A 25,023-nucleotide genomic window follows, 5' to 3' on the forward strand; every position below is an offset into this window, starting at 1 on the left:
GGATGCACCCTTGCAATCAATCGAATTGAAGGGGCCAGTATCGCCGAGGCGCGTGCTGTCAGTGCACCATCATTGCGTGAACCCCATCGGCGTGCGGCGGCCCTGGGCATCGGGCAGGTCACGCGCCTCCAGGCTGTGACGCCCATCCAGCTTGGCATTGCCAAACGCGGTCATCAAGGCACGGCGCATGTCGCGCGGCGCCAGGTGGCTCAGGCTGGCCAGCACTGACTCATTCAGGTCGGGATCAAAGCGCTGGCCCCAATCGTGGTCGGCGCGGATGCTGCGGTACAGCTTGGAGGCGATCTTGCGCCCGGCCTCTTCGCTGGGCATCTCGATCTCGAACACGTTCATGCGGTTCAGGATGGGATCGGGGATGCCGCGCGCCTCGTTGGCCGTCGCCACCCAGATCACCTGGCTGGCATCGATGGGCACCTCGGCGAACTCGTCGGTGAAGTTGCCCGCGGTGTCGTGCTCCAGCAGGCTGTACAGCGAGCCCAGCGGGTCGTAGGCGTGTTCGCCGCCTGTCTTGTCGATCTCGTCGATCACCATGACCGGGTTGGCGTATTGGCCTTCCACCAGCGTTTCAAACACCTTGCCAGGCCGCGCGCCCTTCCACTGGCTGGACGAACCCGACAGCACCCAACCGGCGGTCAGCGAACTCATGGACACGAAGCCCATGCCGGTGCCCAGCAACTGCGACACCTCACGCGCAAAGTGGGTCTTGCCCACCCCCGGTGGGCCCAGCAACAGCATGGGCGTGATCTCCAGCGCATCGCGGCTGTCGGCGCACAGGGCCAACTGGCGCCGCAGATCATCCAGCGCTTCATGGAAATTGGGCAGATCGTCGTAGAGGTAATCCATGGCCGGCAGCCCGGAGGGCTTGACCTGGAAGCGGTCGGGGCCCATCTCCAGCATGCGCTCGTAGGTGGCGCGCAAGGATTCGTGTTCGCGGGGCGGCAGCTTGCCGAGTTTTTTCTCGACCTCTTCAAGCCGATAGACATGCCGCATGTGCGCGATGGGGATGCGCGGGCGAGCGCCCTCTTTTTGCACCGTGACCAGTTCACAACCAGTGTTCATGCTCAACCTCCGACAACGAAGACGCTGAGACATCATGCAACAAACGCACCCGGTCGCGAGCCCCGGATCAAGGGGATTCACTCCGCCTATATCGTGCTTACTTCACCCAGGTGTTCATCTGCATGATCGGCATCATCACGGACATGACGATGAGCATCACCATCAGGCCCATGAAAACAATCAGCAAGGGCTCCAGCACCGTGGCAATGGCCAGCGCTTTACGCTGGACCTCGGTGCTGAGTTGTTTGGCCGCGCGTTGCAGCATCACCGGCAGTTGCCCGGTCTGCTCGCCCAGGCGGGCGAACATCGACAGCAAGCCAGGGAATCGCTTCTTGGCGGCCAGGGCCGAGGCCAGCGGCGCACCCTCGCGCACCTGCACCAGGGCCTCCATGGCATCGGCCCGCATGGCGCGATTGGACAAGGTTTCGGCTGCCGCCTGCAAGGCTTTCAAAATGGGCACACCGGATCCGGCCAGCATGGCCAGGGTGCCGGCAAAACGGGCGGCGTTGTAGCCCCGGATCAATCGCCCGATCACCGGCACACCCAAGGTGAAGCTGTCGAACTTTCGGCGGAATGCCTCGCCGCGCAAGGCGAACACCAGGGATGTGAAGCCGCCGATCATCAGCAAGATCATCAGCCAGCCCCATTCGCGCATGAAGGCGCTCAGGCCCAGCATGATGCGGGTGAGGATGGGCAAAGCCCGCTTGCTGCTGCTGAACACCTGGGCCACCTGGGGCACCACGAAGACCAGCAAGGCCACCACCACCACGATGGCGAACACCGACACCACCGCCGGGTACAGCGTGGCACCGATCAACTTGGATTTGAGGGCGCCCTGCTCTTCCAGGTCATCGGCGAGTTTCTCAAGCACGGTGCCCAACTGGCCACTTTGCTCGCCCGCCGCCACCACACCACGGTAGACCTCGTCAAACTCCTTGGGCGAGCCGGACAAGGCCCGTGCGAACGGTGATCCCGCGTTGACCTCGGAACGCAAATGCGCCACCAGCTCGCGTTGCTGGGGGTCTTCGGCCTCGTCGGCCAAGGCCGTGAGCGCCCGCTCCAGCGGCAAGCCCGCCGACACCAGGCCCGACAGCTGGCGCGTCCAGATCGCCAGCGAGGTCGAATTGAAAGCCCGCCGCGTGAACATGCTTTGCGACTGGCCTTGCGCTTCGGTGACCTGCACCGGCTCGATCTTCAGCGGCACCAATTGCTGCGAGCGCAACTGCGCCCGCGCGGTCTTGGGATTGTCGGAGTCGACCAGACCGGTGACGGTTTTGCCACTGGTCTCCAGGGCTTCAAAACGAAAGGCGGGCATGGTGTCTTGAGCTTTATTCGCGCGTGACGCGCAACACTTCTTCCAGCGAGGTGACGCCTTCGGCCACCAGGCGGTCGCCGTCTTCGCGCATGACCTTCATGCCGTTCTTGGCCGCGGCCTCGAACAACTGGGCTTCGGAAGACTGGGCGTGGATCAAGGCGCGGATGTTGTCGTCAGCCACCAGCAGTTCATACACACCGGTTCGGCCCTTGTAGCCGGTCATGCCGCAAGCGGCGCAACCCACGGGGTGCCAGCGGTGGTATTCGTCTTCGCGCTTGCAGTGCACGCACAGCTTGCGCACCAGGCGCTGCGCCATCACGCCCAACAAGCTGGAACTGAGCAGGAAGGGCTCGATGCCCATGTCGGTCAAACGCGTGACGGCACTGGCCGCGTCATTGGTGTGCAAGGTGGCCAGCACCAAGTGACCCGTCAGCGAAGCCTGAACGGCGATCTGAGCGGTTTCGAAGTCGCGGATTTCACCGATCATGATGACGTCCGGGTCTTGCCGCAAGATGGCGCGCAGGGCCTTCGCAAAGGTCAGATCGATCCGGGCATTGACCTGCGTCTGCCCAATGCCATGCAGCTCGTATTCAACCGGGTCTTCCACCGTCAACACATTGGTGGTGGTGGCGTCCAGCGTGCTCAAGCCCGCGTACAGCGTGGTCGTTTTACCGGAGCCGGTGGGGCCCGTGACCAGCACGATGCCGTGCGGCTGGCGCAGCAGGCGTTTGAAGCGGTCCAACGACTCGCCGCTCATGCCCAGCGACTCCAGCGTGAACTTGTTGGCATCGCCCTTGTCCAGCAGACGCAGCACGGCGCGCTCGCCATGGGCCGAAGGCAGCGTCGAAACCCGCACGTCGACCGCGCGACCACCGATGCGCAGCGAGATGCGGCCGTCTTGCGGCATGCGCTTCTCAGAGATGTCCAGCTCGGCCATGATCTTCAAGCGCGAGATCAGCGCGGCGTGCAGGGCCTTGTTGGGCTGCACCACTTCGCGCAGCGTGCCGTCCACGCGGAAGCGCACGGCCGATGAACGCTCGTAGGGTTCGATGTGGATGTCAGAGGCACCGTCCTTGGCCGCTTGCGTCAACAGCGCGTTGAGCATGCGGATGATGGGCGCGTCGTTCGAGGCTTCCAGCAAGTCCTCGACCGCAGGCAAGTCCTGCATCATGCGCGACAGGTCGACGGCGTTTTCCACCTCGCCCACCACGGCGGCAGCACTGCCCTCGCCACCCGCGTAAGCCGCGGCAATGCGCTGGCCCAACGACTCGGCGGGCTCACGCTCCAGCGTGTCGATCACGAACAGGCGCATCACCTCGGACAAGGCCGAGCGCGACACCTGCTCGCTGGCCCACAAGGTCGCACGGTCGCCATCGCTTTCCAGCAGCAGGCTGTGGGCCTTGGCGAAAGCGTAGGGCAAAGGATGGCGAACGGCCATGGCTCAGTTCCCCACGCTGCTGGCGGCAGGCTTGACCGGTGTCAGCTTGGGCGCAAAGCCGGAGTCGGCCGGCATCACCACCGTGGGCACGGCGGCATTGGGGTCGTCCAGTGGCTGCCTCACCGAAGGCATGCTCAGGTTGTTGGACAGCTTGAGCGGGTCGAGCACCGGCACCTCATTCACGCGCATGATTGTGCTGGCCTCAGGCCTGCTGCCCTCTTGAAGGTTGCGCATGTAGTCGTAGCGGTCCAGGGTGATGGCATTGCTCGACTCTTGGGTACGCATGACGATGGGCCGCAAGAACACCATCAGGTTGGTTTTTTTACGGGAGCGTGACTGGCCCTTGAACAGATTGCCCAAGTAGGGAATGTCGCCCAGCAGGGGCACCTTGCTCACGTTATCGGTGTAGTCATCCTTGATCAGGCCGCCCAGCACCAGCACCTGGCCATCGTCTACCACCACCGTGGTTTCAATGGAGCTTTTCTCGGTCGTGGGCCCGGTGACGGAGTTCGTGGACGTGACGTTGGAGTTCTCCTGGAACACCGTCATGCGCACGGTGCCCCCTTCGCCGACCTGAGGCCGAACGCGCAGGGTCAAGCCCACGTCCTTGCGGTCAATGGTCTGAAAGGGATTGACGGTGCCCGTGCTGCTGCTCGATCCTGTGTTGGAGTAAGAGCCTGTCACGAACGGCACGTTCGAGCCGATCACAATCTTGGCCTCTTCATTGTCAAGCGCCACCATGTTTGGCGTGGACAGCACATTGGCGCCGCCTTGGGTTTCCAGGAAGGTGGCCAGGGCCGCCATGCTGAACGTGCCATCCACCAGCTTGTGGCCAATGCCAAGGCTCAAGCCCGTGGGCAGTGTCTTGCTCTCAATGATGCTGGCCAGGCTGGTTTGCGCCGCATTGACGCCACCCACCACCAAATTGCGGCCACCCGACCCCGAGTTCCCGGCACTCGCCCACTGGACACCCAGCTGCGCCGCTTTCTCCGCATCGACCTTGACGATCATCGACTCGATGTAAATCTGAGCACGGCGCCCATCCAACTGATCGATGACCGCGCGCAGCTGCTTGTACAACGCATCCGTTGCCGTGATGATGAGCGAGTTGGTGCTGGGATCAGCCTGGATGAATCCCCCCGTGGAGGGCTGGGCCGAACCGCCCACCGGCGTGGTGGACTGGGTGGAGGCCGCTCCGCTGGAGCTGCTTTGGTTGTTGGTCGCTGCCGGAATGGGCGAAGCACTGGCCGAACTGCCACTGCTGGCTGAAGAAGAACCACCGCCCGACGAACCGCCAGCGCCCGGAAAGGAAGCCCGCAGCACCTGCGCCAGCTTCACGGCATCGGCGTTCTTCAGGTAGATGACGTGGATGCCACTGCCGCCCAGCCCGGCCGTGCCGGGTCGGTCAAGGCGCTGGATCAGGTTGCGGACCAAGGCCAGCCGCGCGGGGTTGGGTGCACGGACCATCAAGGTGTTGGTGCGCGGGTCGGCCATGATCAGGGTGGATTGACCGCCGCCCACGCCCGGGATGGCGGTGCCGCCACCGCCATCGGCCATGCGCTGGACCATGGGCGCCAGGTCAGCCGCGATCGCGTACTGCAAGGGCATGGCCTCCATGTCCGTCGAAGACGGCACGTCCATCGCTGCGATCATCTGGCCAATGCGCTTGAGGTTGTCCGCGTAGTCCGTGATCACCAGGGTGTTGGTGCCCGGGTTGGCATTGATCGTGTTGTTGGGACTGATCAGCGGCCGCAGCACCGTCACCAGGCTGTTGACGTTTTCATACTGCAGGCGAAAGATCTGCGTCAGGATCTGGTCGCCTGAGCGCTTGACCGTGCTGCCCACTTCCACCGTGCCGGTTTGCAGCTTGGCGTCGGCTTCTGGCACCACCTTGAGCAGGCCGGCCACTTCCACCATCGCAAAGCCCTGACCGCGCAAGGCTGCCAGGAAGTTCAGGTAAGCCTCACGCGGCGTGAGCGGTTGCTCGCTGTAAAGAGTGATGGTGCCCTTGACGCGCGGATCGACCAAGATCTGCTGGTCCACGATGGCCGCCATGGCCCGCGCCACGCCTTCAATCTCGGCATTGACGAAGTTGAGCGTGACGGTGGGCCCGCCCTTTTTGACCGGGGCCGCGTGGGCTGCTCCCGCCATGGCGGAAGGCATCAGGCAAGCCGGACCGAAGGTGAAGGCCAAAGCCGTGGCCAGCGCAACCGCGCGGGGACGAGACAACAGAGGATGGGTCGTCATGACTTATCCGATCGAAATTACGGAACGGTCGCCCATGCGACGACCGATGATGTTCAAAAAACTGTCGAGCGCGCCGCGCTCGCTTTCGTTGGCCCGCGCTTCACCCCGGAAGCGCAAACCATTCAAACCCACTTGCCCCTGACCAGACAGCTGCAAAGCCCCATCCAAGGTCATGAGCGACAAATTCACACGGCCTTGCGGATCGCCCAGCAAATCAACCCGGTAGGATCCCAGCCGGTCCAGGGTGGTGACACTGGAAGACACGTCCGTGAAATCGAACTGCGCCTGACCCTCGAAACGGATGCGGCCCTGAACCCATTCCACCACCAGTGCGTTGCTGTTCAAGCTAACCACCCCGCCCAGTTGCAAGGTGTTCCACGGCGTTCCCAAACCGGTCAACCAGGCCGCTGGCCAATGACCGATCGGCCCCGTGGGCGACAAAGGCGCCTCAGGACTGGACTGGGTGAACACCGCCACCCTCGCGCGCCCAAAACCGGGTTGCACCTGGATCACCACTGGCGTGGGCACGCAACAGTCTTGCTGCAAGGTCAGGCTCAAACCGGTCCAGCGCGGACGCAGCTTCCAGTTCAAACGCCCTGGCAAAGCCCGTGCGTCACGGCTGCCAGGCCCGCCGGTCAGCACCACCACGGCATCACCATTCCACACGGTACCCTGAGATTCGGCCAACAACAAGCGGCCGTCGCTCATGACCACCACCCCTTGGGCCAGCCAACTGGCCGGGGCGTACAAAATGAAGCCCAGCAAGGCGCCCAAGACGGCGCCCCACCAACCCCAGCGGCGCCCGGCCTTGCGCATGTTCTCCCAGCGCGCCACCTCCAGCGTGGACTCCATCCAGCGGGTGGTCGCGGCCATGCCGCCAGACCACCAGTCGGCGGGGGATTTCAGGTTGGAGAGGATCGACATGCCCGGTGTGTTCCTGCTCAGCGCGGCGCTGCCTGCCCAGGGGCCAGGCCCAGCACCACGGTGCCCGAATAGTGCCCAGGCTCCGACTGCGCCAGATTGGCTTCCAATGGACGAGCACGAGCGGCCACGCGAACCTCGGCCAGCCAATCGGCCAACGATGCACCCAGCACTTTGGTGAACTCGACCGTGGCCCGGTCACCCTGGATGCTCATCCTCGCGGCGGGGCCCAGCCGTTCCGTCGCCGCCTTCAAGGCGGCTTCAGCCTGGACGGGCGGCACCGGTGGCTGCTGGCGCAGAACCTGGGCCTCGTCGGCCATGGCGCGCATGCGGCCCACCTGGGTGCTCATCTCGCGCAATTGAGCGGGCGTTTGCTGCATGCTTTTCAAGGCAGGGCGGATGAAGACCAACACCAGCACGGCCAACAGCACCACGGCCACGGCCACCTGCGCCATCTGGCGCTCACGCGGGGCCATCGCGGTCCAGCGCGCCAGCCACTGCTGACGCAGGACGTTGAAGGAGGTGGCTTCTGATTCAGTGCTCATAGGTCAGTGTCAATGGCGATCGGCTCAGCTGCGGGGGCCGCGGCGCACGGTCAGGCGCCCTTCGGCCACCTCCACCTGGGCGCCGGTGGCTGACAGCTTGCTGCGGAACTGGTCGATGTCCGAAGGGCCCCAGGCCGGTGGCGGCGCCAGGGTCAGGCTCGTGCCGTCGTATTGCAGGTTGGAGGAAGGCATCTCGTTGGGCCAGGCGCTGGCCACCAGGGACATCAACCCTTCCAGGTCGTTGTCTCCGGGCTGACCCGCGACCGCGCGCAAGGCTTCGGTCTCGCGCTGCATCTGCACCGCCGGGTCCAGGATCACCTGAACCTGGGGATGGGCCTGCTTCAGAATCGTGGTCATCTCAGCCTTTTTGAGCTTGAGCTGACGTTCCTGCTGCCAGGTCCACAGGTTCAAACCGAGGACTTGAGCCACCACGAGGGCCGCCACACCCGCTCGAACTGGGCGCCATTGCGGGCTCAGGAACTGGCGCCAACGGTCTGATACCGCGTTGAAGCCTTTGCTGTTGGGGGTGAGGTCAAATTGCAACAGGTTCCACAGCGAACGGTTGGCCTGCAGCAAATGCTCGGACTGGGTTTGCACCGTCACGGCCTGGCCCAGCCAGCGCTCGGCCGGGGAGGCCACCTGTGGCGTGGCAAAAAAGCGCGTTTGCGGCGGCAAGGCTTCGGGCACCAGGGCGCGTGACAAGCCGCCCGTCAAGGGCCAACTGGCCACGCCCTCCAGGGTGGACCAGGTCAGGACGATTTCCAGGCCCCGGTCGGGGGCCGCGCCACTGCCGGCTTCGTGAACTTCATGGAAATAACCGGTGGCGGGCTCATCGGGCCACACCGCCGGGGCCACGCGGTCCACGCGCAGCTTGGCTTTTTCAAGCAGCATCAACTGGCCGGTCAACCAGGTCAGGTCACAGGCCGCGATCCAGGCGGGCTGACCGGCTTTGGCCGCAGGGGCCAGGGCCAGGTGCATGTCTTCCGGGTCGGTCAGCATGGCGTCTTCGAGCATGCTGGCCAGGGCGGCGCGCAGGCGCGCGGCGGGGGCCTTGGGCACGGTCAGGCGGTGCCAGCTGATGTCGGTCGGCGCCAGCACCGCAACCACCGTGTCGGCGCGCGGCACCATGGACAAGGCACAACGCCCCTGCCGGGTCACGGTCTGCCCATCGGCGCTGAGCACGTACGCGTACTCCTTGGTCGCCTGGGCCGCCGACGAGGTCGGCTCCGCCACGGCCAAGTCGGCATTCAGGCGCGAACGCGCAGGTAGTTGAAGGATGAGGATGCTCATGCCCAGCAGTCAAAGGGGTCGAAAAGGGAAGCACACATCAAGGGTAGATGCCTTGGCATTGTAGGAGGCGCGAAATAAGGCACGTTTAAGGATAGATACTGTCTTGTCAGTTGCCAGGATCAACGCCTGAAAAGCGCTCCTGATTCATCACAATCACGTCAATCTGCCTTCCTTGGCCCGAACGCTTGACCAGGTGCCGGTTTTTCATGATCTGGTTTTCAAGCCGCAGGATGCTGGTCACCTCGAAATACTCCGAGGTTACTTTGATCGCATCCGCAGGAAAAGGTACGGTGGCGGGCACTTGCTTTTTGGCACCCTCATCATCTTCAAAATAGTGGCTTTGCCGAGCCCGCACAATGCGCTCGGCCGTGGCCGTGTCAATGCCCCACACCGCCGCGATGACTTCCTTGGGCGCGGTGTTGACATTGATGTGTGTGATACCGCCCTGCGGCACGTTGGGATATGGCAACAAGGCCACATAGGGGCGCATGCGCTCCACCGTGTCCGCGCCCAACTTGGGCAGCAGCCAAGTCAATTGATCCAGCCGCTGGGGCATCAGCGGCGCGGCAGCCCTGCCAGAGGGCCCCCCCAAGGCGGCAAAGGACTGCGTCGTGTCCATGGCCGCCAAGGTGGCCTTTTTCAGGGCTTCGGCAATCTGGGTTGCCAAATCAGGCGGCAGGTTGATGTTGGTGAACAAGGCCCGCAACACGCTCAACTGCGCTTGATCGATGCCGACCAGCCCGGGGCTGGTGCTGATTTCGAGCAGATTGCGCAGGTTGTAGCGCGCGTTGATGTCCAGCACCTTGCCCGACAGGAACGCATCTGGCGCGTCGTCGGTGTTGTCCTTGTCCACGGCCAGGAAGGTGGACAGGCGCATTTCCTTCAGGTCCTGCGCCCACTGCTGCGCCAGGTGGGTCGGTTCGGGCTGCCCCGCCGTCGTCATGCGTCCCCCATCGTCTTTCAACACCAGTCGCGCAAAGTCAAGGGCCCCCACCAGCAGCCACTCCGATTGCTGGCGACCGCGTTCCGCCGACTCCACCTGAACGGCCCGCCACTGCTGCCACACCATCGACGATGCAATGGTGGCCACCACGGTCACGATGACCATGGCCATCAACAAGGCCGCGCCGCGTTGCCGCGCCGGCGGGTTGGAAGGTTGTGAGCGCCTCATGTCAACGCCTCAGTGCGCGGCCAGGAAGGTGTCGCGCATGGCCACGCCCTCGAAGCCGCTGGCAGGCCCCAAGGTCAGGACTGAACGCACCGCCACGGGCAGCAGGTTGTTGCCCACGGACTGTGGGTTGGAGGGGGTGAGGCTGCCACCGCTCACCCCAATGTAGTAGTAGACCTGCCATTGCAGGGCGCCTTTGAGCATGGTCAAGGTGCCCGGCTCGGTGCCCTTCAACTGGTCGGCCTGCGTCCACTGGGCTTCCAACTCACCTACCGTGGCGACCGGCGGACCGGCCCAACGTTCCCAGCGCCCGTCGCGCAAGCTCCAGGCCACCACCTGCACGCCCCCCGGCGCCTGCCGGGCAAAACGCAGGTAACTGCCATTGAACAAAAACGACCTTTGCCCCTGGATGGCACCGGTTTTCAAGGTCGGGATGTCGATCACCGAGGCCATGTCGGCATCCCACTGCGTCATCACCGATTGCAAACGCAGGGTGCGCTTGAGATTGCCCTCGGCCACCTCGCGGGCTTTGCTGATGCTGTCCATGCCCTTGAAAGCGGTGGCCGCCATGACGGACAGGATCACCAAGGCCACCAGGACCTCGATGAGCGTGAAACCCACGGCCGAACGCGGGCGCGTCATGGCCTGGGCAGTACGGTGATCACTTTGACCACCGACTGCCGCTCCTCGTCCAGCACCTGCACCTCGATGCGCCTGAAGTTGTTGGCATTGACGGTGGGCCGCACCGACTGTTTGCCTGTGAATGCACGGCCCAGTTGCTGGCACTTGAATTCGCTGTCGCCCACATCCGGGAAGGTGGCCGCGGCCTTCAATGCGAACAACTGGTTTTCAATGCACCACTGGCCCACGGTCAGGTCGGCCACGCGTTGAGCGTTCAAGGTCAAGCCCCCGGCGGCCTTGATGCCCGCCGACAAGGTGATCGCCACAATGGCCAGCGCCACCAGGACTTCGATCAGCGTCATGCCAACCATGGACCCTTGCTCATCAAGCTGGCGCACGAACACCCCCATCCTGGTCGGCTTCGTCTGGCGCCCCGGTGATCACGTCAAAAGGATTGAGCCCATCGGTGCCAATGATGATCTGCCGATCCTCCAGACGCAAGATGATGCTTTGAGCGCCAATCACGGGCTCGGGGCCCAGGACGATGCTTTTCTTCATGCCAATGCCAATGCCGCCGTTCACCACTTCGGCCTTGATCTCACGCGCCTCCCATTTCAGCGGGGGCATGAAGGCCTCGGGCAAACCGATGAACTGGTAGTCGTCGCCCTTGCCATTGGGCTCAGGCACCCAGCGGATGGTCATGGCCCCGGCACGCGCCTGCACCCGCGCCGACTCCAGAATGGCGGTCAAGCGGGCAGCCTCGCGCTCCAGGCGGGTGGACGAGGGATCGGGGACGGCGAAAGAGACGACGGCCGTGGTGATCGCGATCAACGCGACCACGACCATGAGTTCGAGCAGCGTGAAGCCGCGCGCCGATGGGGGCCGGGAGGGCAACTTACTGCCAGGATCCGATGTCGGCATCCTTGCCTTCACCACCGCTTTGGCCGTCGGCGCCAAAACTGAAAACATCGACCGTGCCTTTCACGCCCGGGTTGACATATTGATAATTGGCGCCCCATGGGTCATTGGGCAGCTTCTCGAGGTAAGGCTTCCAGTTGGCCGGAACGGGCGCGGCGGTGGGCCTGCTCACCAGAGCCTGCAGGCCTTGCTCGCCGGTGGGGTAGCGCTGGTTGTCCAGGCGGTACAGCTTGAGGGCCTGCATCAGGTTGCTCACGTCGGTCTTAGCGGCCGTGACGCGGGCATCGTCGGCACGCTCCAGCACATTGGGCACGATCAAGGCGGCCAGCAAGCCAATGATCACCAGCACGACCATCAGTTCAATCAGGGTGAAGCCCCGTGACAGGGCCCGGGCCGCGCCCCGGAGGTGGTGCTGAGTGGGTCGGGCAAACATCTTCATGCGGAGATCCGTGTGGTGACTTGACTGAGAGATAAGAGCCCAGAACGCCGGAGAGGTTCCCCAACGCGGACGAGGTCGCAAGCATGCCCGAGCTTGAGGTTCATCCTATGCGGGATCAACCCGAGGTCTTGCGGCTTGTTTTCACGCTTCTGAGCGATCAACAGGGATGATAATGGCCGGAATATGGCATCTCGCATCCTCGCCCTCCTCATTTGGGCCGCCGTCGCGGCCAGCTTGGCCTATTGGGGCCTTCGCTGGCTGGCACAGCCCACGGCCGTCCCGGCCAACGCCACCGCAGTGTCCCTCGACAACGCGGCCCGTGGCGACATGCGCAAACTGCTGACCGGGCCCGCCGCAGCCGCCCCCCCCGGACAACCCGACCCCACCACCGCCTCCATGTTGGCCGAACGCATCAAGTTGCTGGGTGTGGTGGCCCCGCGTCACGAAGGCGACAAAGGCGGCCTGGCTTTGCTGTCGATTGACGGCAAACCCGCCCGCGCCGTCCGCGCAGGCGCCTCGGTCGATGGCGACCTGGTCTTGCTGACCGTCAACCAACGCGGTGCGGAGATCGGCCCTGCCGCTGGCCCAGCCACCGTCAGGCTGGACCTGCCCTTGCTGCCTGCTGCTGCCACCGGCTCTTTGCCACCCCCCATGGGATTCAGCGCCGAGCCGCCACCACCGCAGCAGATGCCCGGCGCCGTGCCTGACATCAACTCGGGCATGTCCGGCGCACCCGAAGGCATGCCCCTGCCTGTTCGTCCGGGCGGCAACCGCCCGCTCTGATCGCTCAGCGCAGGAACAAACGGTAGACCGGGTTGCGCGTCTCGTCCGCGTAGACATAGCCCAACGCATCCAGCAAAGGCTTGATCGCCTTGGTGTCCTGCTTGGGCACCTGCAAACCCACCAGGATCCGCCCAAAATCAGCGCCCTGGTTGCGGTAATGGAACAGGCTGATGTTCCAACCCGGCGGCAAGCTGGTCAGGAACTTCATCAAGGCACCCGGCCGCTCCGGAAACTCGAAGCGGAACAGGCGCTCGCCTTCGGCCAGACTTGAGCGCCCGCCCACCATGTGGCGGATGTGCGTCTTGGCCAGCTCGTCTTGGGTCAGGTCCACCGCGGCAAAACCTTGCGACTCGAACTCCTGCGCCAGGCGGCTTGATTCGCCCTTGCCTTTGACGCTGACGCCCAAAAAGACGTGCGCCTCACGCTCGTCCGAGATGCGGTAGTTGAACTCGGTGACGCTGCGTGGGCCGATCAGCTCGCAAAAGCGTTTGAACGAACCGCGCTCTTCAGGGATGGTGACGGCCAGCAAGGCTTCGCGTTGCTCGCCCACTTCGGCGCGCTCAGCGACAAAGCGCAAGCGGTCGAAGTTCATGTTGGCGCCACAGTTGATGGCCACATAGGTGCGCCCCTGGCCGCCGTGGCGTGCGGCGTATTGCTTGAGGCCCGCCACCCCCATCGCGCCAGAAGGCTCCACGATCGAGCGGGTGTCTTGGTAGATGTCCTTGATGGCGGCGCAGACCTCGTCGGTGGTCACCACCACGAATTCATCGACCAGCTCGCGGGCCAGGCGGAGGGTTTCTTCACCCACCAGCTTGACCGCCGTGCCATCGGCGAACAGGCCCACGTCGGCCAAGGTGATGCGCTTGCCCGCCTTGACCGAGCGGGCCATGGCGTCGGAGTCGTTGGTCTGCACGCCAATGACCTTGATCTCGGGGCGCACCGCCTTGATGTAGGCGGCCACGCCGCTGATCAAACCACCACCGCCAATGGCCACGAACACCGCGTCGATGGGGCCGGAGTGTTGGCGCAGGATCTCCATGGCCACGGTACCTTGGCCCGCGATCACGTCGGGGTCGTCGAAGGGGTGAACAAAGGTCAGGCCTTTTTTCTGCTCCAGCGCCTTGGCATGCAGGGCCGCGTCGGAGTAGCTTTCGCCGTGCAACACGATCTGGACGTTGTCGCCGCCAAAGCGGGCCACTGCGTCGATCTTGACCTGCGGCGTGGTCACCGGCATCACGATGATGGCTTGGCAACCGAGGCGCCGCGCGCCCATCGCCACGCCTTGCGCGTGATTCCCGGCCGAGGCACAGATCACCCCCTTGGCCAAGGCCTTGGGGTCAAGCTTGGCCATCTTGTTGTAGGCCCCCCGCAGCTTGAAACTGAACACCGGTTGCTTGTCCTCGCGCTTGAGGAAAACGTGGTGCCCCAGGCGCAGAGAAAGGCCACGCGCCTCGTCCAGCGGGCTTTCAATGGCCACGTCGTACACCCGGCTGGTCAGGATTTTTTGCAGGTAGTCCTGAACGCTCAAAGGCGCGGCAGCTTTCTTCGGGGCAGTCTTCTTGACGGCGGGCTTGGTGGCGGCGGGGCGCGCGGTGGACATCGTGGGGTCTCCGTGGGATAGCCCTAGAGTCTAGGGCAATGCCCACGGACCTCGCCACCCCCCATCTCCTGACGCCAGTAAGCGTTTTGAACCGTGCGGCCATGAATCGCCCGCCTGCTCACCGCACCCGGCAACAGGCGCGGCAAGCTTGATCCGATCAGCAAAGGCAGCCAAGTCAGCAGCGGGTACCACGGGAGGGTCGCAGGCAAGCCCAAGTGCCGCATGCCCTTTCGGCCCACGAACCAGTGGACCAGACTCAGGTGGCGCGCTTTGTCAAATCGGCCACGCCAAGCCGCGCCCCATGCGTAGTGGCGGTGCAGCGGCTCATCCATCAACGCCCGCCCCAAAGCCACGCTCGTCTCATCGGGTGGCGCTTGGCTGATGAGGTTGCGGTAGAGGCTGATGCGCCCCTGCATCTCGTCATCGCACAGCCAGGCTTCATCCACCCCCATCAGCCAGCCGATGTAGCGCCAAAGGTGCATCACGGCGCGCGCGTCCGACGCTGTCACCAAGAAACCCGTGGTGCGCAAGGCCAGCAATTGCACGACGCTGAAGGCCAGGTAAGTGGCCTGCATGTCGATCTGGTTGATGGGCAGCCCAAAGGTGGCGGCGTCCCAGGTGGGACGCTGGCGCACACTCTGCCGTACCAGGGCGTGCATCACGCGCACGTGCAGGGTGGCTTTCCAGCCTGGGGCGTGAGGCAGCATGCCCCCATCGGCCGTGCAGTCCAACCACCAGGAGGTGGTTTCGGCCACCCGGCGCTGCGCACCCCGGTTCAAAGCGCCGGTTTGCACCAAGGTCTGGTTGATCGCCGAAGCCTGGTAGCCAGCCATCAGGCCCGCATCGCGCAATACCCGCATGCCATGCAATCCAGTGCTCTGCATGACGCGCGCACCTTGGGCCATCAGCTCGGGGTTCACCCAATCCGGCAGGGTCTGCACATGCTCGATCAGGCGGCGCAGGGCAGGCGGCGCGTCATCACCATCGACCACCCCATGCTCAATGGCCTGCTGCAACCGACCGCGCGCCGCACTCATCCCCGCCTGGTGCAACCATTGCCCCACCTCGTCGGCCAGTGGGTCGCCCTGCCAAAGCGCGGAACCCATCCTCGCCCACGTGGCGTGATCAGGTTCGCACGGCCCCGAAATCAAGAGCTTCAAGCGCGCTGCCATTTGCCGACTGACCTGCAGGTCAGCACCATGACGACGGGGCGGCGCGAGCGGCGAAGACGCGGACGAGGTGGGGAGCACTTGGGCAGAGGACATCGAAGCAGTCTTTCAGGCAATGGCACTGATCCAGGATGCTGCGCCGACCAAGCCCATGCGTCATTGACGGCAGATACCACCCGAGTGACCGCACAAGCCAGCACGACACCGCTAACATCGGTGACCCATGAATGCCGCAGCACCCCCCCTCTTCTCGCCGCCCGGTCATTCAAGCTCAAGCAGCCAGGGCTTCAGCGCCTCCTTCGTGCGCGTGGTGGCCGACTACGTGCAGGCGCAAGACCGCAACGCGCAGCCCATCCTCGACCTGCTGGGCCTGTCGGCCTCGCCCACGCTGGACGATGGACTGCGGGTGCCCGCTGCCCGTTTGAGCCTGGCCTTGGCACATGCGTCTCAGTTGATGGACGACGAACACATCGGCCTGCACGTGGCCAGCCTGGTTCGACCAGCTCACCTGGGCTCGCTGGGCTATGCCCTGATGAGCTGCACCGTGGGTGGCGATGGCCTGGCCTTGTTCAACCAGTTGCAAAGCCTGCTGTGCACCGAACTGCGCGGCCATTTCAGCGTGGTTGGGCCCCACTTGGAAGCACGCCACGAGGCTTTGGGCCCGCTGCCCGACGACTACCATTTCTGGTCATTCTTCACCGCCTCCCGCCTGGGATTTGCGCGGTGGGTGTCGGGCCGCGACTTGGTGCCCGCACGCGTCGACCTGCCCTGCGATCCACCGAAGCACATTCAACCCTTCCTGGATTTCATCAAAGGCCCAGTGCACTTTCGCGCGGCCGAATGCCGGGAATTGATGCCCGCCGACTGGTTGAGCTGGACCAACCCCAATGCCGATCCGCCCATCCACGACCTGATGAGCGCCATGGCGCGGCGCCAATGGCAGACCCGGATCGATGACAAGGACGCCTTGCGGACCTGGATCGCGCAAGCCATCCGCCAGGCACTGGACCGGGGCGACACCCCCACCCTGAGCCGCATCTGCGACGAATTGACCGAGATCGGCGTGAGCCCAGGCCCTGCTCGGCACGTTCAGCGCCAGCTGTCGGCCCAGGGATTGAACTTCAAGGGCCTGGTCGAGCAAGCCCGCCAGGAACGCGCCTTGATGCAACTTCGCCTGACCGACCTGCCGCTGGCCCAGATCGCGGCCGAAGCCGGTTATGCCGAGACCAGCTCTTTCCACCGCGCCGTTCGCCGCTGGACGGGCATGACCCCCATGGCCGTGCGCGAAGCGGGTGACAAGCCCACCACCACCACGCCGCCATGAAAAAAGCCCGCTCAGTGGCGGGCTTTTGGGCAGGACGCTGTTCTCAGTTCAGATCACTTCTTGCGCAGGCGCTGCAGGGCGGCCAACTGGGCAATCATGATCTGCAGTTCGCTCTGGGCCTTGGCCAGATCCAGGTCGCCCTTGGCATTCGAAACGGCTTCTTGCGCCAGGCGCTTGGCTTCGTTGGCCTTGGATTCGTCGAGGTCCTTACCGCGGATGGCGGTATCGGCCAGCACCGTCACGGTGCCAGGCTGCACTTCCAGGATGCCGCCAGCCACGAAGACGAATTCTTCTTCGTTGTTGTCGGCGCGCTGGATGCGCACGGCGCCGGCCTTGATGCGGGTGATCAAGGGCGTGTGACGGGGCAGGATGCCAAGCTCGCCGGACTCACCGGGCAGCGACACCAACGTGGCTTCGCCGGAGAAGATGGACTCTTCTGCCGAAACAACGTCAACGTGAATGGTGTTGGACATAACGGGCTTTCTCGAAAGGGTGAATCGGTTCGGGGATCGTCAACAAGCGGACAAGGGGTTGCCCCCTCACCGACTTATTGCATGCCCTTGGCCTTTTCAACGGCTTCGTCGATGGTGCCAACCATGTAGAACGCTTGTTCCGGCAGGCTGTCGTATTCGCCAGCCACGATGCCCTTGAAACCACGGATGGTTTCAGACAGGGGCACGTACTTGCCGGGCGAACCCGTGAACACTTCAGCAACGTGGAAAGGCTGCGACAGGAAGCGCTGGATCTTGCGAGCACGCGAGACGATCAGCTTGTCTTCAGGGGCCAGCTCGTCCATGCCCAGAATGGCGATGATGTCGCGCAGTTCCTTGTAGCGCTGCAGCGTGCCTTGCACGGCGCGGGCCACGTTGTAGTGCTCTTCACCCACCACGTTCGGGGACAGCTGACGCGAAGTCGAGTCCAGCGGGTCCACGGCGGGGTAGATGCCCAGCGAAGCGATGTCACGCGACAGCACCACGGTGGAGTCCAAGTGGGCGAAGGTCGTGGCAGGCGACGGGTCGGTCAAGTCATCCGCAGGGACGTAAACGGCCTGGATGGAGGTGATCGAACCGACCTTGGTCGAGGTGATGCGCTCTTGCAGGCGGCCCATTTCTTCGGCCAGGGTAGGTTGGTAACCCACGGCAGAAGGCATGCGGCCCAGCAGTGCGGACACTTCGGTGCCGGCCAGGGTGTAGCGGTAGATGTTGTCCACGAAGAACAGCACGTCCTTGCCTTCGTCACGGAACGATTCAGCGATCGTCAGGCCGGTCAGTGCCACGCGCAGACGGTTGCCCGGGGGTTCGTTCATCTGACCGTAGACCATGGCGACCTTGGACTCGCCCAGGTTCTCCAGGTTCACGACGCCCGAATCGGCCATTTCGTGATAGAAGTCGTTGCCCTCACGGGTACGCTCACCCACACCAGCGAACACCGACAGACCGCTGTGGGCCTTGGCGATGTTGTTGATGAGTTCCATCATGTTCACGGTCTTGCCGACGCCGGCGCCACCGAACAGACCCACCTTGCCGCCCTTGGCGAACGGGCAGACCAGGTCGATCACCTTGATGCCGGTTTCCAGCAGCTCTTGCGAAGGCGACAGTTCGTCGTACGCAGGGGCCTTGCGGTGGATGGAGGCGGTATGGGTTTGATCCACAGGACCACGTTCGTCGATGGGCGCGCCGAGCACGTCCATGATCCGGCCCAGCGTGGCAGGGCCCACTGGCACGGTGATCGCCGCTTTGGTGTTGTACACCATGATGCCGCGACGCAGGCCGTCAGAAGATCCCAGCGCGATGGTGCGCACGATGCCGTCGCCCAGCAGTTGCTGGACTTCCAACGTCAGGGCAGAGCCGTCCATCTTCAAGGCGTCGTACACCTTGGGCATCTGGTCACGGGGGAATTCCACGTCCACCACGGCGCCAATGCACTGAACGACCTTACCTACAGCTTGAGTGTCAGCCATTTTGGTTCCTTCAATCAATTAAATCTGGGTCAGACCGCAGCCGCACCGGCCACGATTTCGGACAATTCTTTGGTGATCGCCGCTTGGCGGGTCTTGTTGTAGATGAGCTTGAGCTCAGCGATCACAGAACCAGCGTTGTCGGTTGCGGACTTCATGGCCACCATGCGCGCCGATTGCTCGGACGCCATGTTCTCGGCCACAGCCTGATAGATCAGTGCTTCGACGTAGCGCACCAGCAGGTCATCAATCACCGACTTGGCGTCGGGTTCATAGATGTAGTCCCACTGATGGGCAGGCTCGGAAGCCAGCGTTGCCGCCTTCAAGGGCAGCAGTTGCTCGACCAGCGCTTCCTGCTTCATCGTGTTGATGAAGCGGGTGTAGCAGATCTGCACCGAGGCCAACTCACCCGCCGCGTAAGCGTCGAGCAGCACCTTGACGGGGCCGATCAGTTTTTCAAGGTGAGGCGTGTCACCCAATTGGGTCACGTGGGCCACCACCTTGGCACCGATGCGGTTGGCAAAGCCGAAGCCCTTGTTGCCGATCGCCACGATTTCGGCAGACTTGCCTTGCGCGTCGAGCTCTTTCAAAGTCGTCGTCACACCACGCAGCACGTTGGTGTTGAGGCCACCGCACAGGCCCTTGTCCGTGGTCACCACGATCAATCCAACCTTCTTGGCGCCCGCATTGGCGATCTGGAAGGGGTGGATGTACTCGGGGTTGGCCTTGGACAAGTGCGCCGCGATGTTGCGCACCTTTTCAGCGTAAGGGCGGGCGGAACGCATGCGTTCCTGCGCCTTGCGCATCTTCGAAGCCGCGACCATTTCCATGGCCTTGGTGATCTTCTTGGTGTTCTCTACGCTCTTGATCTTGCCGCGTATTTCCTTACCTGCCGCCATCAATATCTCCTGTTTGGCGAGTCCACGGCCAGCGCCGGGCCGCCCCAAGCAGGGCGGGCGCCCCCTCGGGGGGCAGCGAACGACGTGAGCGTGGGGGCCGTCATGACTTAGGCGAACGACTTCTTGAACGCCACGATGGCCGACTGAAGCTCGGCTTCAGCGTCCTTGTCGAGCGCCTTGGTCTGTTCGAGTTTTGCCAACAGGGCAGCGTGGCTGGTCTTGAGGAACTGGTGCAGACCAGATTCAAAAGCCAGGATTTTCTTGACGTCGACGTTGTCCATGTAGCCCTTGTTCACAGCGAACAAGGTGGCACCCATCAGCGAGATCGGCAGCGGCGAGTACTGAGCCTGCTTGAGCAGTTCGGTCACGCGGGCACCGCGGTCCAGCTGCTTGCGGGTGGCGTCGTCCAGGTCCGAGGCGAACTGCGCGAACGCAGCCAGCTCGCGGTACTGGGCCAAGTCGGTGCGGATACCGCCAGACAGGTTCTTGATCAGCTTGGTCTGGGCAGCACCACCCACGCGCGACACCGAGATACCGGCGTTGATGGCGGGGCGGATGCCTGCGTTGAACAGGCTGGTTTCCAGGAAGATCTGGCCGTCGGTGATCGAGATCACGTTGGTGGGCACGAAGGCCGACACGTCACCGGCTTGCGTTTCGATGATGGGCAGTGCCGTCAGCGAACCCGTCTTGCCCTTGACTTCACCGTTGGTGAAGGCTTCGACATAGGCGGCGTTCACGCGGGCTGCACGCTCTAACAGGCGCGAGTGAATGTAGAACACGTCGCCAGGATAGGCTTCGCGGCCAGGAGGACGGCGCAGCAGCAGCGAAACTTGGCGGTAAGCCACGGCTTGCTTGGACAGGTCGTCGTACACGATCAGGGCGTCTTCGCCACGGTCGCGGAAGTATTCGCCCATCGCGCAACCCGAGTAGGGTGACACGAACTGCATGGCGGCCGATTCGGAGGCCGAGGCGGCCACCACGATGGTGTAGTCCATCGCGCCAGCGTTTTCCAGCGAGCGCACCACGTTCTTGATCGACGAGGCCTTCTGGCCGATCGCGACATAGATGCAGGTGACGCCTTGGCCCTTCTGGCTGATGATGGCGTCGATCGCGACGGCCGTCTTGCCGGTCTGGCGGTCACCAATGATCAGCTCGCGCTGGCCACGGCCCACGGGCACCATCGAGTCGATGGACTTCAAACCGGTTTGCAAAGGCTGCGACACCGATTCACGGGCGATCACACCAGGAGCGATCTTCTCGATGGGCGAACTCATCTTGGCGTTGATCGGGCCCTTGCCGTCGATCGGCTGACCGAGGGCATTGACCACGCGGCCCACCAGCTCGGGGCCCACGGGCACTTCCAGGATGCGGCCCGTGCACTTCACGGTGTCGCCTTCGGAGATGTGCTCGTACTCGCCCAGGATCACGGCGCCGACAGAGTCGCGCTCGAGGTTCAGGGCCAGACCGAAGGTCGGGGTGCCGTTGGCGGTGGAGGGAAACTCCAGCATTTCGCCCTGCATCGCGTTGGACAAGCCATGGACGCGGACGATACCGTCGGTCACCGACAGAACGGTGCCTTGGTTGCTGAGGTCCGTCGAGGTGCTCAAGCCCTCGATGCGGCTTTTGATCAGTTCAGAAATTTCGGCGGGATTCAATTGCATGCTTAGCTCCCAGTTGGGTCAATCTGTCTCAAGTGCACACCTGAGACAACCCGACGGATAAGGTCGATCCAGTTGTGTCGATGCGGTGCAGTCGTCAATCAAGCGCAATCAGGCGATCAAGGCGGCCTTCATGCGTTCCAGTCGGGCTTTGACCGAGGTGTCCAGGGCTTCGTCACCGACGACCACACGGATGCCACCGATCAGGGCGGGCTCGACTTCCACGGTGGCGACCAGTTTGCGGCCAAAGCGCTTTTCGAGCGCACTGACCACGTTAGTGAGCTGAGCCTGATCCAGCGGGTAAGCGCTGAAGATCTTGGCATCGGACACACCGGAACTGGCGTTCACCAAGGCGTGAAACTGCCCGATGATTTCAGGTAACGCCGCCAGTCGGCCGTTGTCGATCACGACACGCAGAAAATTCTGCATGCCAGGATCGAGCGGCTGGTTGGCAGCGGCCGTCAACACATCGAACACCTGCGCGGGCAGGGTCTTGGGGTTGTCGGCAAACGCGCGCAGCTGACGATCAGCCGCGACGTTGGCCAGCGCCTCCACCTGCCCAGACCAACTCTTCACGTCGCCTTGTTGGGCGACCTTGAAGAGGGCTTCGGCATAGGGGCGCGCGATGGTTGCCAGCTCAGCCATGCTCAGAGCTCCGTTTGGAGACGGTTCAACAACTCGGCGTGAACGCCGGCGTTGACTTCTCTTTGCAGGATCTGCTCGGCACCCTTGACAGCCAGTGTGGCCACTTGCTCACGCAGAGATTCACGGGCCCGGATCACTTGCTGGTCGGCCTCAGCCTTGGCAGCAGCGATGATCTTGGCGCCTTCGTCTTCAGCACGCTTCTTGGCGTCTTCGACGATGGCCTGGGCACGCTTTTCAGCGTCAGCAATGCGCTTGGTGCTCTCTTCGCGGGTCTGAGCGAGTTGCTCTTCGACACGCTTATTGGTCACTGCCAGTTCGGATTTGGCTTTGTCAGCCGCAGCCAGACCGTCAGCGATCTTGCGAGCACGTTCGTCCAGGGCCTTGGTCAAAGGCGGCCAGATGAAGCGCGTGGTAAACCACACCAGGATGGCGAAAACGACAGCCTGGAGGAACAGTGTTGCGTTGATATTCACGGCGCGAGCCTTTCAGTCGTGAAAGGTTCGGGGTGACTCAAGCCAGCACGAACGGGTTGGCGAAAGCAAACAGCAGGGCAATGGCCACGCCGATCAGGAAGGCCGCGTCGATCAGACCAGCCAAGATGAACATCTTGGTTTGCAGTTCGTTGATCAGCTCAGGTTGACGAGCCGACGCCTCCAGGAACTTGCCGCCCATCAAAGCGATACCGATCGAAGCGCCGATAGCGCCCAGACCAACGATGATGCCGCAGGCCAGTGCCACGAGACCGAGAACATGTTCCATGATGACTCCTAAGTAGAAAAATGAAAGAGAACGAAAGGGAAAAGGAAAACCGAAAACTTACGACAACTCAATGGTGATCGTGTGCCTGACCCACGTAGATCAGCGTCAGCATCATGAAGATGAAGGCTTGCAGCGTGATCACGAGGATGTGGAACAAGGTCCAGATGGTGCCGGCCGCGATGTGACCGATGCCCAACCAGAAATAACCTTCAGCGGGGTTGAACTGCCAGGACCAGACGCCGCCCATCAAGGCGATCAGCATGAACACCAGCTCACCAGCGAACATGTTGCCGAACAACCGCATGCCGTGCGAGACGGTTTTGGCGGTGAACTCAATCAGCTGCATCAGGAAATTGATGGGGTAGAGCAGGAAGTGGTCGCCAAAAGGCGCCGCCACAAGTTCGTGCGACCAACCGCCCAGACCCTTGATCTTGATGTTGTAGAACAGGCAGATCAACAGCACGCTGGTAGACAGACCCAATGTGGTGGACAGGTCGGCCGTGGGCACGACACGCATGTACTCGTGGTAGCCCAGCGCGGGACCGGCGTGATGCCAGACTTGCGGCAGCAGATCGACCGGCAGCATGTCCATGAAGTTCATCAGGAAGATCCAGACAAACACGGTCAGGGCCAACGGTGCCACCACCTTGCGGCTGTTGGCATTTTTGATGATGCCCTTGGCCTGGTTATCGACCATTTCGTACATCAACTCGATGGCGGCCTGCATGCGCCCAGGCACGCCCGATGTGGCGCGACGCGCGACCGACCACAACACAAAAGATCCGATCACACCAATGATCAAGGACCAGAACAGCGAATCGACGTTGAAGACACTGAAGTCCACAATCGACGTCTGCTTGGTGCTTTCCCAGGCGAAGTTCTTCTGCAAGTGCTGCAAGTGGTGCGTGATGTAACCACTGGCGGTCAGGGCCTGCTCTTCGTGTCCTTCAGCTGCCATCGTTGATCTCAGTTAGCGCTTGTCGCTCGCGACGTTTTTCTTCACCCGACCTTGCATGAACAAGGTCAGCCAATTCAGCTTGATGCACACAATCAGCGCCACCAGAAAGGCAGGCCAGCTCAATTGCGGCACCACTTTGACAGCAGCCACCAACATGATGACCGCCACCCCAATCTTCACAAATTCCCACAGCATGAAGCCGAAAACGGCCACACCGGCATTGATGGCAGACACCTGCCGACTCATCCCGTAGGCGAACAGCGCACCAGGCACCACCACGCAGGCTGCACCATAAAGCGCCGACCACATCACATTGCTGCGGTACCCAGCCAGAAGCCAGGACCCTAAAGCGAGCAACATGCCAACCAGAGCCTGAATGGCCACCACACGCCACAAGGACACCACCGGCTGCCGAAGCCTCAGGGCTTCGACTTCGTCGCGGCTCCACTGCCTGACTGGAGGCTCCGGATTCTCAATGGAGTCATCAAGGACTCGCTCGATTTTCCGGGTGTCATCCAATGCTGACGGCTTCATGGTGTCGACAAAACCTAAAGATTATACGCGCTTACGGGGCATGAATCCAGTCTTAGGTCATACACAAGACAAGAACCCCTCAAGCGCGGGTCACAACGCCACGGGACATCGTCGGCTCAGTAGCGGCTGATGGCGCCATCCAGATCCGCCCGAAAGTAATGCGCACCGGGCAGTGGATTGAAGTAGTAGGGCTCGGTCGGCTCAAAGCCCAGGCTGGTGTACAGCTCGCGAGCAGCCTCCATATCGCTCAGGGTGTCCACGAACATGGTGCCGAAGCCTGATTCACGAGCGCGCTGCATCAAGGTCTCGACCAGCATGCGCCCCAGACCAAAGCCACGGAAGGCGGGACGCACGTACAAGCGCTTCATTTCACAGGCATTGGCCTCGCTGGCATCCAGCAGCGAACGCAGGGCACAACACCCGGCGACCGCATCATCGACCGTGGCCAGCAAAAAAACCTCTGCGGCCCCGACATAGCTACCAGCCGGATCGGCCAGCTCTTGCTCGAAGGACTGGAAGGACAGGTCCACCCCCAATGAATCACCGTACTCGGCCAGGATGGCCATGGCCTGCGCCCAGTCTTGCGGCCCCTGCGCCGCGCACAGAGAAATCGAAGGGATGTTGGCGTCCATATTTGATGGTCAGTGTATATCGAGACACCCCCTGATTGAGGGGTCTCCTCGGGCAAGCCCCATGCTGGATTTTGGACAAGACCGGCATCCTGATCAACAGGCAAGTAATTGCAACATTTTGTTTTT

The 25,023-nt window shown here is 63.0% G+C and carries 26 protein-coding genes; 2 read left to right on the forward strand and 24 right to left on the reverse strand.

The window, feature by feature from the left end:
* Positions 1-69: 69 nt before the first annotated feature.
* From PSV38_RS01900 to gspG, 12 genes are all read right to left on the reverse strand, one after another.
* Entirely contained in the window at positions 70-1,077 is a 1,008-nt protein-coding gene (locus PSV38_RS01900) for an AAA family ATPase (RefSeq protein WP_300544204.1), read from the reverse strand.
* 97 nt (positions 1,078-1,174) lie between these two features.
* Positions 1,175-2,392, reverse strand: a complete 1,218-nt coding sequence (gene gspF / locus PSV38_RS01905) for a type II secretion system inner membrane protein GspF (protein ID WP_300544206.1) — start codon at positions 2,390-2,392, stop codon at positions 1,175-1,177.
* A gap of 13 nt (positions 2,393-2,405) precedes the next feature.
* Positions 2,406-3,830, reverse strand: a complete 1,425-nt coding sequence (gspE, locus tag PSV38_RS01910) for a type II secretion system ATPase GspE (RefSeq protein WP_300544208.1) — start codon at positions 3,828-3,830, stop codon at positions 2,406-2,408.
* Between the two features lie 3 nt (positions 3,831-3,833).
* Positions 3,834-6,077, reverse strand: a complete 2,244-nt coding sequence (gene gspD, locus PSV38_RS01915) for a type II secretion system secretin GspD (RefSeq protein WP_300544211.1) — start codon at positions 6,075-6,077, stop codon at positions 3,834-3,836.
* Positions 6,078-6,080: 3 nt separating this feature from the next.
* On the reverse strand, positions 6,081-7,001 hold the full coding sequence (gspN, locus tag PSV38_RS01920; protein WP_300544214.1) for a type II secretion system protein N: 921 nt from the start codon (positions 6,999-7,001) through the stop codon (positions 6,081-6,083).
* 17 nt (positions 7,002-7,018) lie between these two features.
* Positions 7,019-7,543, reverse strand: a complete 525-nt coding sequence (gene gspM / locus PSV38_RS01925; RefSeq protein ID WP_300544216.1) for a type II secretion system protein GspM — start codon at positions 7,541-7,543, stop codon at positions 7,019-7,021.
* Between the two features lie 24 nt (positions 7,544-7,567).
* The gene (gene gspL / locus PSV38_RS01930) at positions 7,568-8,833 is read right to left on the reverse strand and encodes a type II secretion system protein GspL (protein WP_300544218.1); all 1,266 of its coding nucleotides are present in this window, start codon (positions 8,831-8,833) and stop codon (positions 7,568-7,570) included.
* 106 nt (positions 8,834-8,939) lie between these two features.
* Entirely contained in the window at positions 8,940-10,004 is a 1,065-nt protein-coding gene (gene gspK / locus PSV38_RS01935; RefSeq protein ID WP_300544220.1) for a type II secretion system minor pseudopilin GspK, read from the reverse strand.
* Positions 10,005-10,013: 9 nt separating this feature from the next.
* A complete protein-coding gene (locus PSV38_RS01940) occupies positions 10,014-10,643 on the reverse strand; it encodes a prepilin-type N-terminal cleavage/methylation domain-containing protein (RefSeq protein ID WP_300544222.1) in 630 nt (209 codons plus the stop codon).
* Entirely contained in the window at positions 10,640-10,993 is a 354-nt protein-coding gene (gene gspI / locus PSV38_RS01945; RefSeq protein WP_300544224.1) for a type II secretion system minor pseudopilin GspI, read from the reverse strand. Before gspI ends, PSV38_RS01940 begins: the two co-directional genes overlap by 4 nt.
* A gap of 13 nt (positions 10,994-11,006) precedes the next feature.
* Positions 11,007-11,543, reverse strand: a complete 537-nt coding sequence (locus PSV38_RS01950; protein WP_300544226.1) for a prepilin-type N-terminal cleavage/methylation domain-containing protein — start codon at positions 11,541-11,543, stop codon at positions 11,007-11,009.
* A complete protein-coding gene (gene gspG, locus PSV38_RS01955; protein WP_300544337.1) occupies positions 11,518-11,973 on the reverse strand; it encodes a type II secretion system major pseudopilin GspG in 456 nt (151 codons plus the stop codon). The genes PSV38_RS01950 and gspG overlap by 26 nt, the downstream gene beginning before the upstream one ends.
* 189 nt (positions 11,974-12,162) lie before the next feature.
* On the opposite strand from gspG, the gene PSV38_RS01960 reads away from it, so the two are divergent.
* Positions 12,163-12,762 carry a hypothetical protein gene (locus tag PSV38_RS01960; RefSeq protein ID WP_300544229.1) on the forward strand — a complete coding sequence of 200 codons (600 nt, stop codon included), beginning with the start codon at positions 12,163-12,165 and terminating at the stop codon, positions 12,760-12,762.
* A 4-nt stretch (positions 12,763-12,766) separates the two neighbouring features.
* On the opposite strand, the gene ilvA is transcribed toward PSV38_RS01960, so the two are convergent.
* Together ilvA and PSV38_RS01970 are read right to left on the reverse strand one after the other, a co-directional pair.
* The gene (ilvA, locus tag PSV38_RS01965) at positions 12,767-14,362 is read right to left on the reverse strand and encodes a threonine ammonia-lyase, biosynthetic (protein ID WP_300544231.1); all 1,596 of its coding nucleotides are present in this window, start codon (positions 14,360-14,362) and stop codon (positions 12,767-12,769) included.
* A 23-nt stretch (positions 14,363-14,385) separates the two neighbouring features.
* Positions 14,386-15,627, reverse strand: a complete 1,242-nt coding sequence (locus PSV38_RS01970) for an oxygenase MpaB family protein (protein ID WP_300544233.1) — start codon at positions 15,625-15,627, stop codon at positions 14,386-14,388.
* Between the two features lie 127 nt (positions 15,628-15,754).
* Between PSV38_RS01970 and PSV38_RS01975 the strand changes: the two genes are divergently transcribed.
* Positions 15,755-16,855 (forward strand): AraC family transcriptional regulator, encoded by a 1,101-nt coding sequence (locus tag PSV38_RS01975; protein WP_300544236.1) that lies wholly within the window; start codon positions 15,755-15,757, stop codon positions 16,853-16,855.
* A 53-nt stretch (positions 16,856-16,908) separates the two neighbouring features.
* Here the strand turns inward: PSV38_RS01975 and PSV38_RS01980 are convergent, their stop codons facing one another.
* The 10 genes from PSV38_RS01980 to PSV38_RS02025 form a co-directional block, all read right to left on the reverse strand.
* On the reverse strand, positions 16,909-17,328 hold the full coding sequence (locus PSV38_RS01980; RefSeq protein WP_300544238.1) for a F0F1 ATP synthase subunit epsilon: 420 nt from the start codon (positions 17,326-17,328) through the stop codon (positions 16,909-16,911).
* A 74-nt stretch (positions 17,329-17,402) separates the two neighbouring features.
* Positions 17,403-18,815 (reverse strand): F0F1 ATP synthase subunit beta, encoded by a 1,413-nt coding sequence (gene atpD, locus PSV38_RS01985; RefSeq protein ID WP_300544241.1) that lies wholly within the window; start codon positions 18,813-18,815, stop codon positions 17,403-17,405.
* Between the two features lie 29 nt (positions 18,816-18,844).
* On the reverse strand, positions 18,845-19,711 hold the full coding sequence (gene atpG, locus PSV38_RS01990) for a F0F1 ATP synthase subunit gamma (protein ID WP_300544243.1): 867 nt from the start codon (positions 19,709-19,711) through the stop codon (positions 18,845-18,847).
* A gap of 107 nt (positions 19,712-19,818) precedes the next feature.
* Positions 19,819-21,372, reverse strand: a complete 1,554-nt coding sequence (atpA, locus tag PSV38_RS01995; protein ID WP_300544245.1) for a F0F1 ATP synthase subunit alpha — start codon at positions 21,370-21,372, stop codon at positions 19,819-19,821.
* A gap of 108 nt (positions 21,373-21,480) precedes the next feature.
* On the reverse strand, positions 21,481-22,014 hold the full coding sequence (locus tag PSV38_RS02000; RefSeq protein WP_300544247.1) for a F0F1 ATP synthase subunit delta: 534 nt from the start codon (positions 22,012-22,014) through the stop codon (positions 21,481-21,483).
* Positions 22,015-22,016: 2 nt separating this feature from the next.
* Positions 22,017-22,487, reverse strand: a complete 471-nt coding sequence (locus PSV38_RS02005; RefSeq protein ID WP_300544249.1) for a F0F1 ATP synthase subunit B — start codon at positions 22,485-22,487, stop codon at positions 22,017-22,019.
* A gap of 37 nt (positions 22,488-22,524) precedes the next feature.
* Complete coding sequence (atpE, locus tag PSV38_RS02010) at positions 22,525-22,773, reverse strand: F0F1 ATP synthase subunit C (protein ID WP_290661119.1); 249 nt, start codon at positions 22,771-22,773, stop codon at positions 22,525-22,527.
* Positions 22,774-22,840: 67 nt separating this feature from the next.
* Positions 22,841-23,731: a F0F1 ATP synthase subunit A gene (gene atpB / locus PSV38_RS02015; protein WP_300544251.1), complete on the reverse strand. Its 891-nt coding sequence runs from the start codon at positions 23,729-23,731 to the stop codon at positions 22,841-22,843.
* Positions 23,732-23,743: 12 nt separating this feature from the next.
* A complete protein-coding gene (locus PSV38_RS02020; protein WP_300544253.1) occupies positions 23,744-24,265 on the reverse strand; it encodes an ATP synthase subunit I in 522 nt (173 codons plus the stop codon).
* 116 nt (positions 24,266-24,381) lie between these two features.
* Positions 24,382-24,897 carry a GNAT family N-acetyltransferase gene (locus tag PSV38_RS02025; protein ID WP_300544255.1) on the reverse strand — a complete coding sequence of 172 codons (516 nt, stop codon included), beginning with the start codon at positions 24,895-24,897 and terminating at the stop codon, positions 24,382-24,384.
* Between the last annotated feature and the right edge of the window lie 126 nt (positions 24,898-25,023).

Source organism: Aquabacterium sp. (assembly GCF_029946005.1).
Lineage (GTDB): Bacteria > Pseudomonadota > Gammaproteobacteria > Burkholderiales > Burkholderiaceae_C > Aquabacterium.

Coding starts and splice junctions, on each gene's coding strand:
- PSV38_RS02020 (WP_300544253.1), bottom strand. CDS start 24,265: ATGAAGCCGTCAGCATTGGATGACACCCGGAAAATCGAGCGAGTCCTT.
- atpA (WP_300544245.1), bottom strand. CDS start 21,372: ATGCAATTGAATCCCGCCGAAATTTCTGAACTGATCAAAAGCCGCATC.
- PSV38_RS02025 (WP_300544255.1), bottom strand. CDS start 24,897: ATGGACGCCAACATCCCTTCGATTTCTCTGTGCGCGGCGCAGGGGCCG.
- atpD (WP_300544241.1), bottom strand. CDS start 18,815: ATGGCTGACACTCAAGCTGTAGGTAAGGTCGTTCAGTGCATTGGCGCC.
- ilvA (WP_300544231.1), bottom strand. CDS start 14,362: ATGTCCACCGCGCGCCCCGCCGCCACCAAGCCCGCCGTCAAGAAGACT.
- PSV38_RS01900 (WP_300544204.1), bottom strand. CDS start 1,077: ATGAACACTGGTTGTGAACTGGTCACGGTGCAAAAAGAGGGCGCTCGC.
- gspL (WP_300544218.1), bottom strand. CDS start 8,833: ATGAGCATCCTCATCCTTCAACTACCTGCGCGTTCGCGCCTGAATGCC.
- gspN (WP_300544214.1), bottom strand. CDS start 7,001: ATGTCGATCCTCTCCAACCTGAAATCCCCCGCCGACTGGTGGTCTGGC.
- PSV38_RS01975 (WP_300544236.1), top strand. CDS start 15,755: ATGAATGCCGCAGCACCCCCCCTCTTCTCGCCGCCCGGTCATTCAAGC.
- atpB (WP_300544251.1), bottom strand. CDS start 23,731: ATGGCAGCTGAAGGACACGAAGAGCAGGCCCTGACCGCCAGTGGTTAC.
- atpE (WP_290661119.1), bottom strand. CDS start 22,773: ATGGAACATGTTCTCGGTCTCGTGGCACTGGCCTGCGGCATCATCGTT.
- PSV38_RS01980 (WP_300544238.1), bottom strand. CDS start 17,328: ATGTCCAACACCATTCACGTTGACGTTGTTTCGGCAGAAGAGTCCATC.
- PSV38_RS01940 (WP_300544222.1), bottom strand. CDS start 10,643: ATGACGCGCCCGCGTTCGGCCGTGGGTTTCACGCTCATCGAGGTCCTG.
- atpG (WP_300544243.1), bottom strand. CDS start 19,711: ATGGCGGCAGGTAAGGAAATACGCGGCAAGATCAAGAGCGTAGAGAAC.
- gspM (WP_300544216.1), bottom strand. CDS start 7,543: ATGAGCACTGAATCAGAAGCCACCTCCTTCAACGTCCTGCGTCAGCAG.
- gspF (WP_300544206.1), bottom strand. CDS start 2,392: ATGCCCGCCTTTCGTTTTGAAGCCCTGGAGACCAGTGGCAAAACCGTC.
- PSV38_RS01970 (WP_300544233.1), bottom strand. CDS start 15,627: ATGTCCTCTGCCCAAGTGCTCCCCACCTCGTCCGCGTCTTCGCCGCTC.
- PSV38_RS01960 (WP_300544229.1), top strand. CDS start 12,163: ATGGCATCTCGCATCCTCGCCCTCCTCATTTGGGCCGCCGTCGCGGCC.
- PSV38_RS01950 (WP_300544226.1), bottom strand. CDS start 11,543: ATGCCGACATCGGATCCTGGCAGTAAGTTGCCCTCCCGGCCCCCATCG.
- gspD (WP_300544211.1), bottom strand. CDS start 6,077: ATGACGACCCATCCTCTGTTGTCTCGTCCCCGCGCGGTTGCGCTGGCC.
- gspI (WP_300544224.1), bottom strand. CDS start 10,993: ATGGTTGGCATGACGCTGATCGAAGTCCTGGTGGCGCTGGCCATTGTG.
- gspE (WP_300544208.1), bottom strand. CDS start 3,830: ATGGCCGTTCGCCATCCTTTGCCCTACGCTTTCGCCAAGGCCCACAGC.
- PSV38_RS02000 (WP_300544247.1), bottom strand. CDS start 22,014: ATGGCTGAGCTGGCAACCATCGCGCGCCCCTATGCCGAAGCCCTCTTC.
- gspG (WP_300544337.1), bottom strand. CDS start 11,973: ATGTTTGCCCGACCCACTCAGCACCACCTCCGGGGCGCGGCCCGGGCC.
- gspK (WP_300544220.1), bottom strand. CDS start 10,004: ATGAGGCGCTCACAACCTTCCAACCCGCCGGCGCGGCAACGCGGCGCG.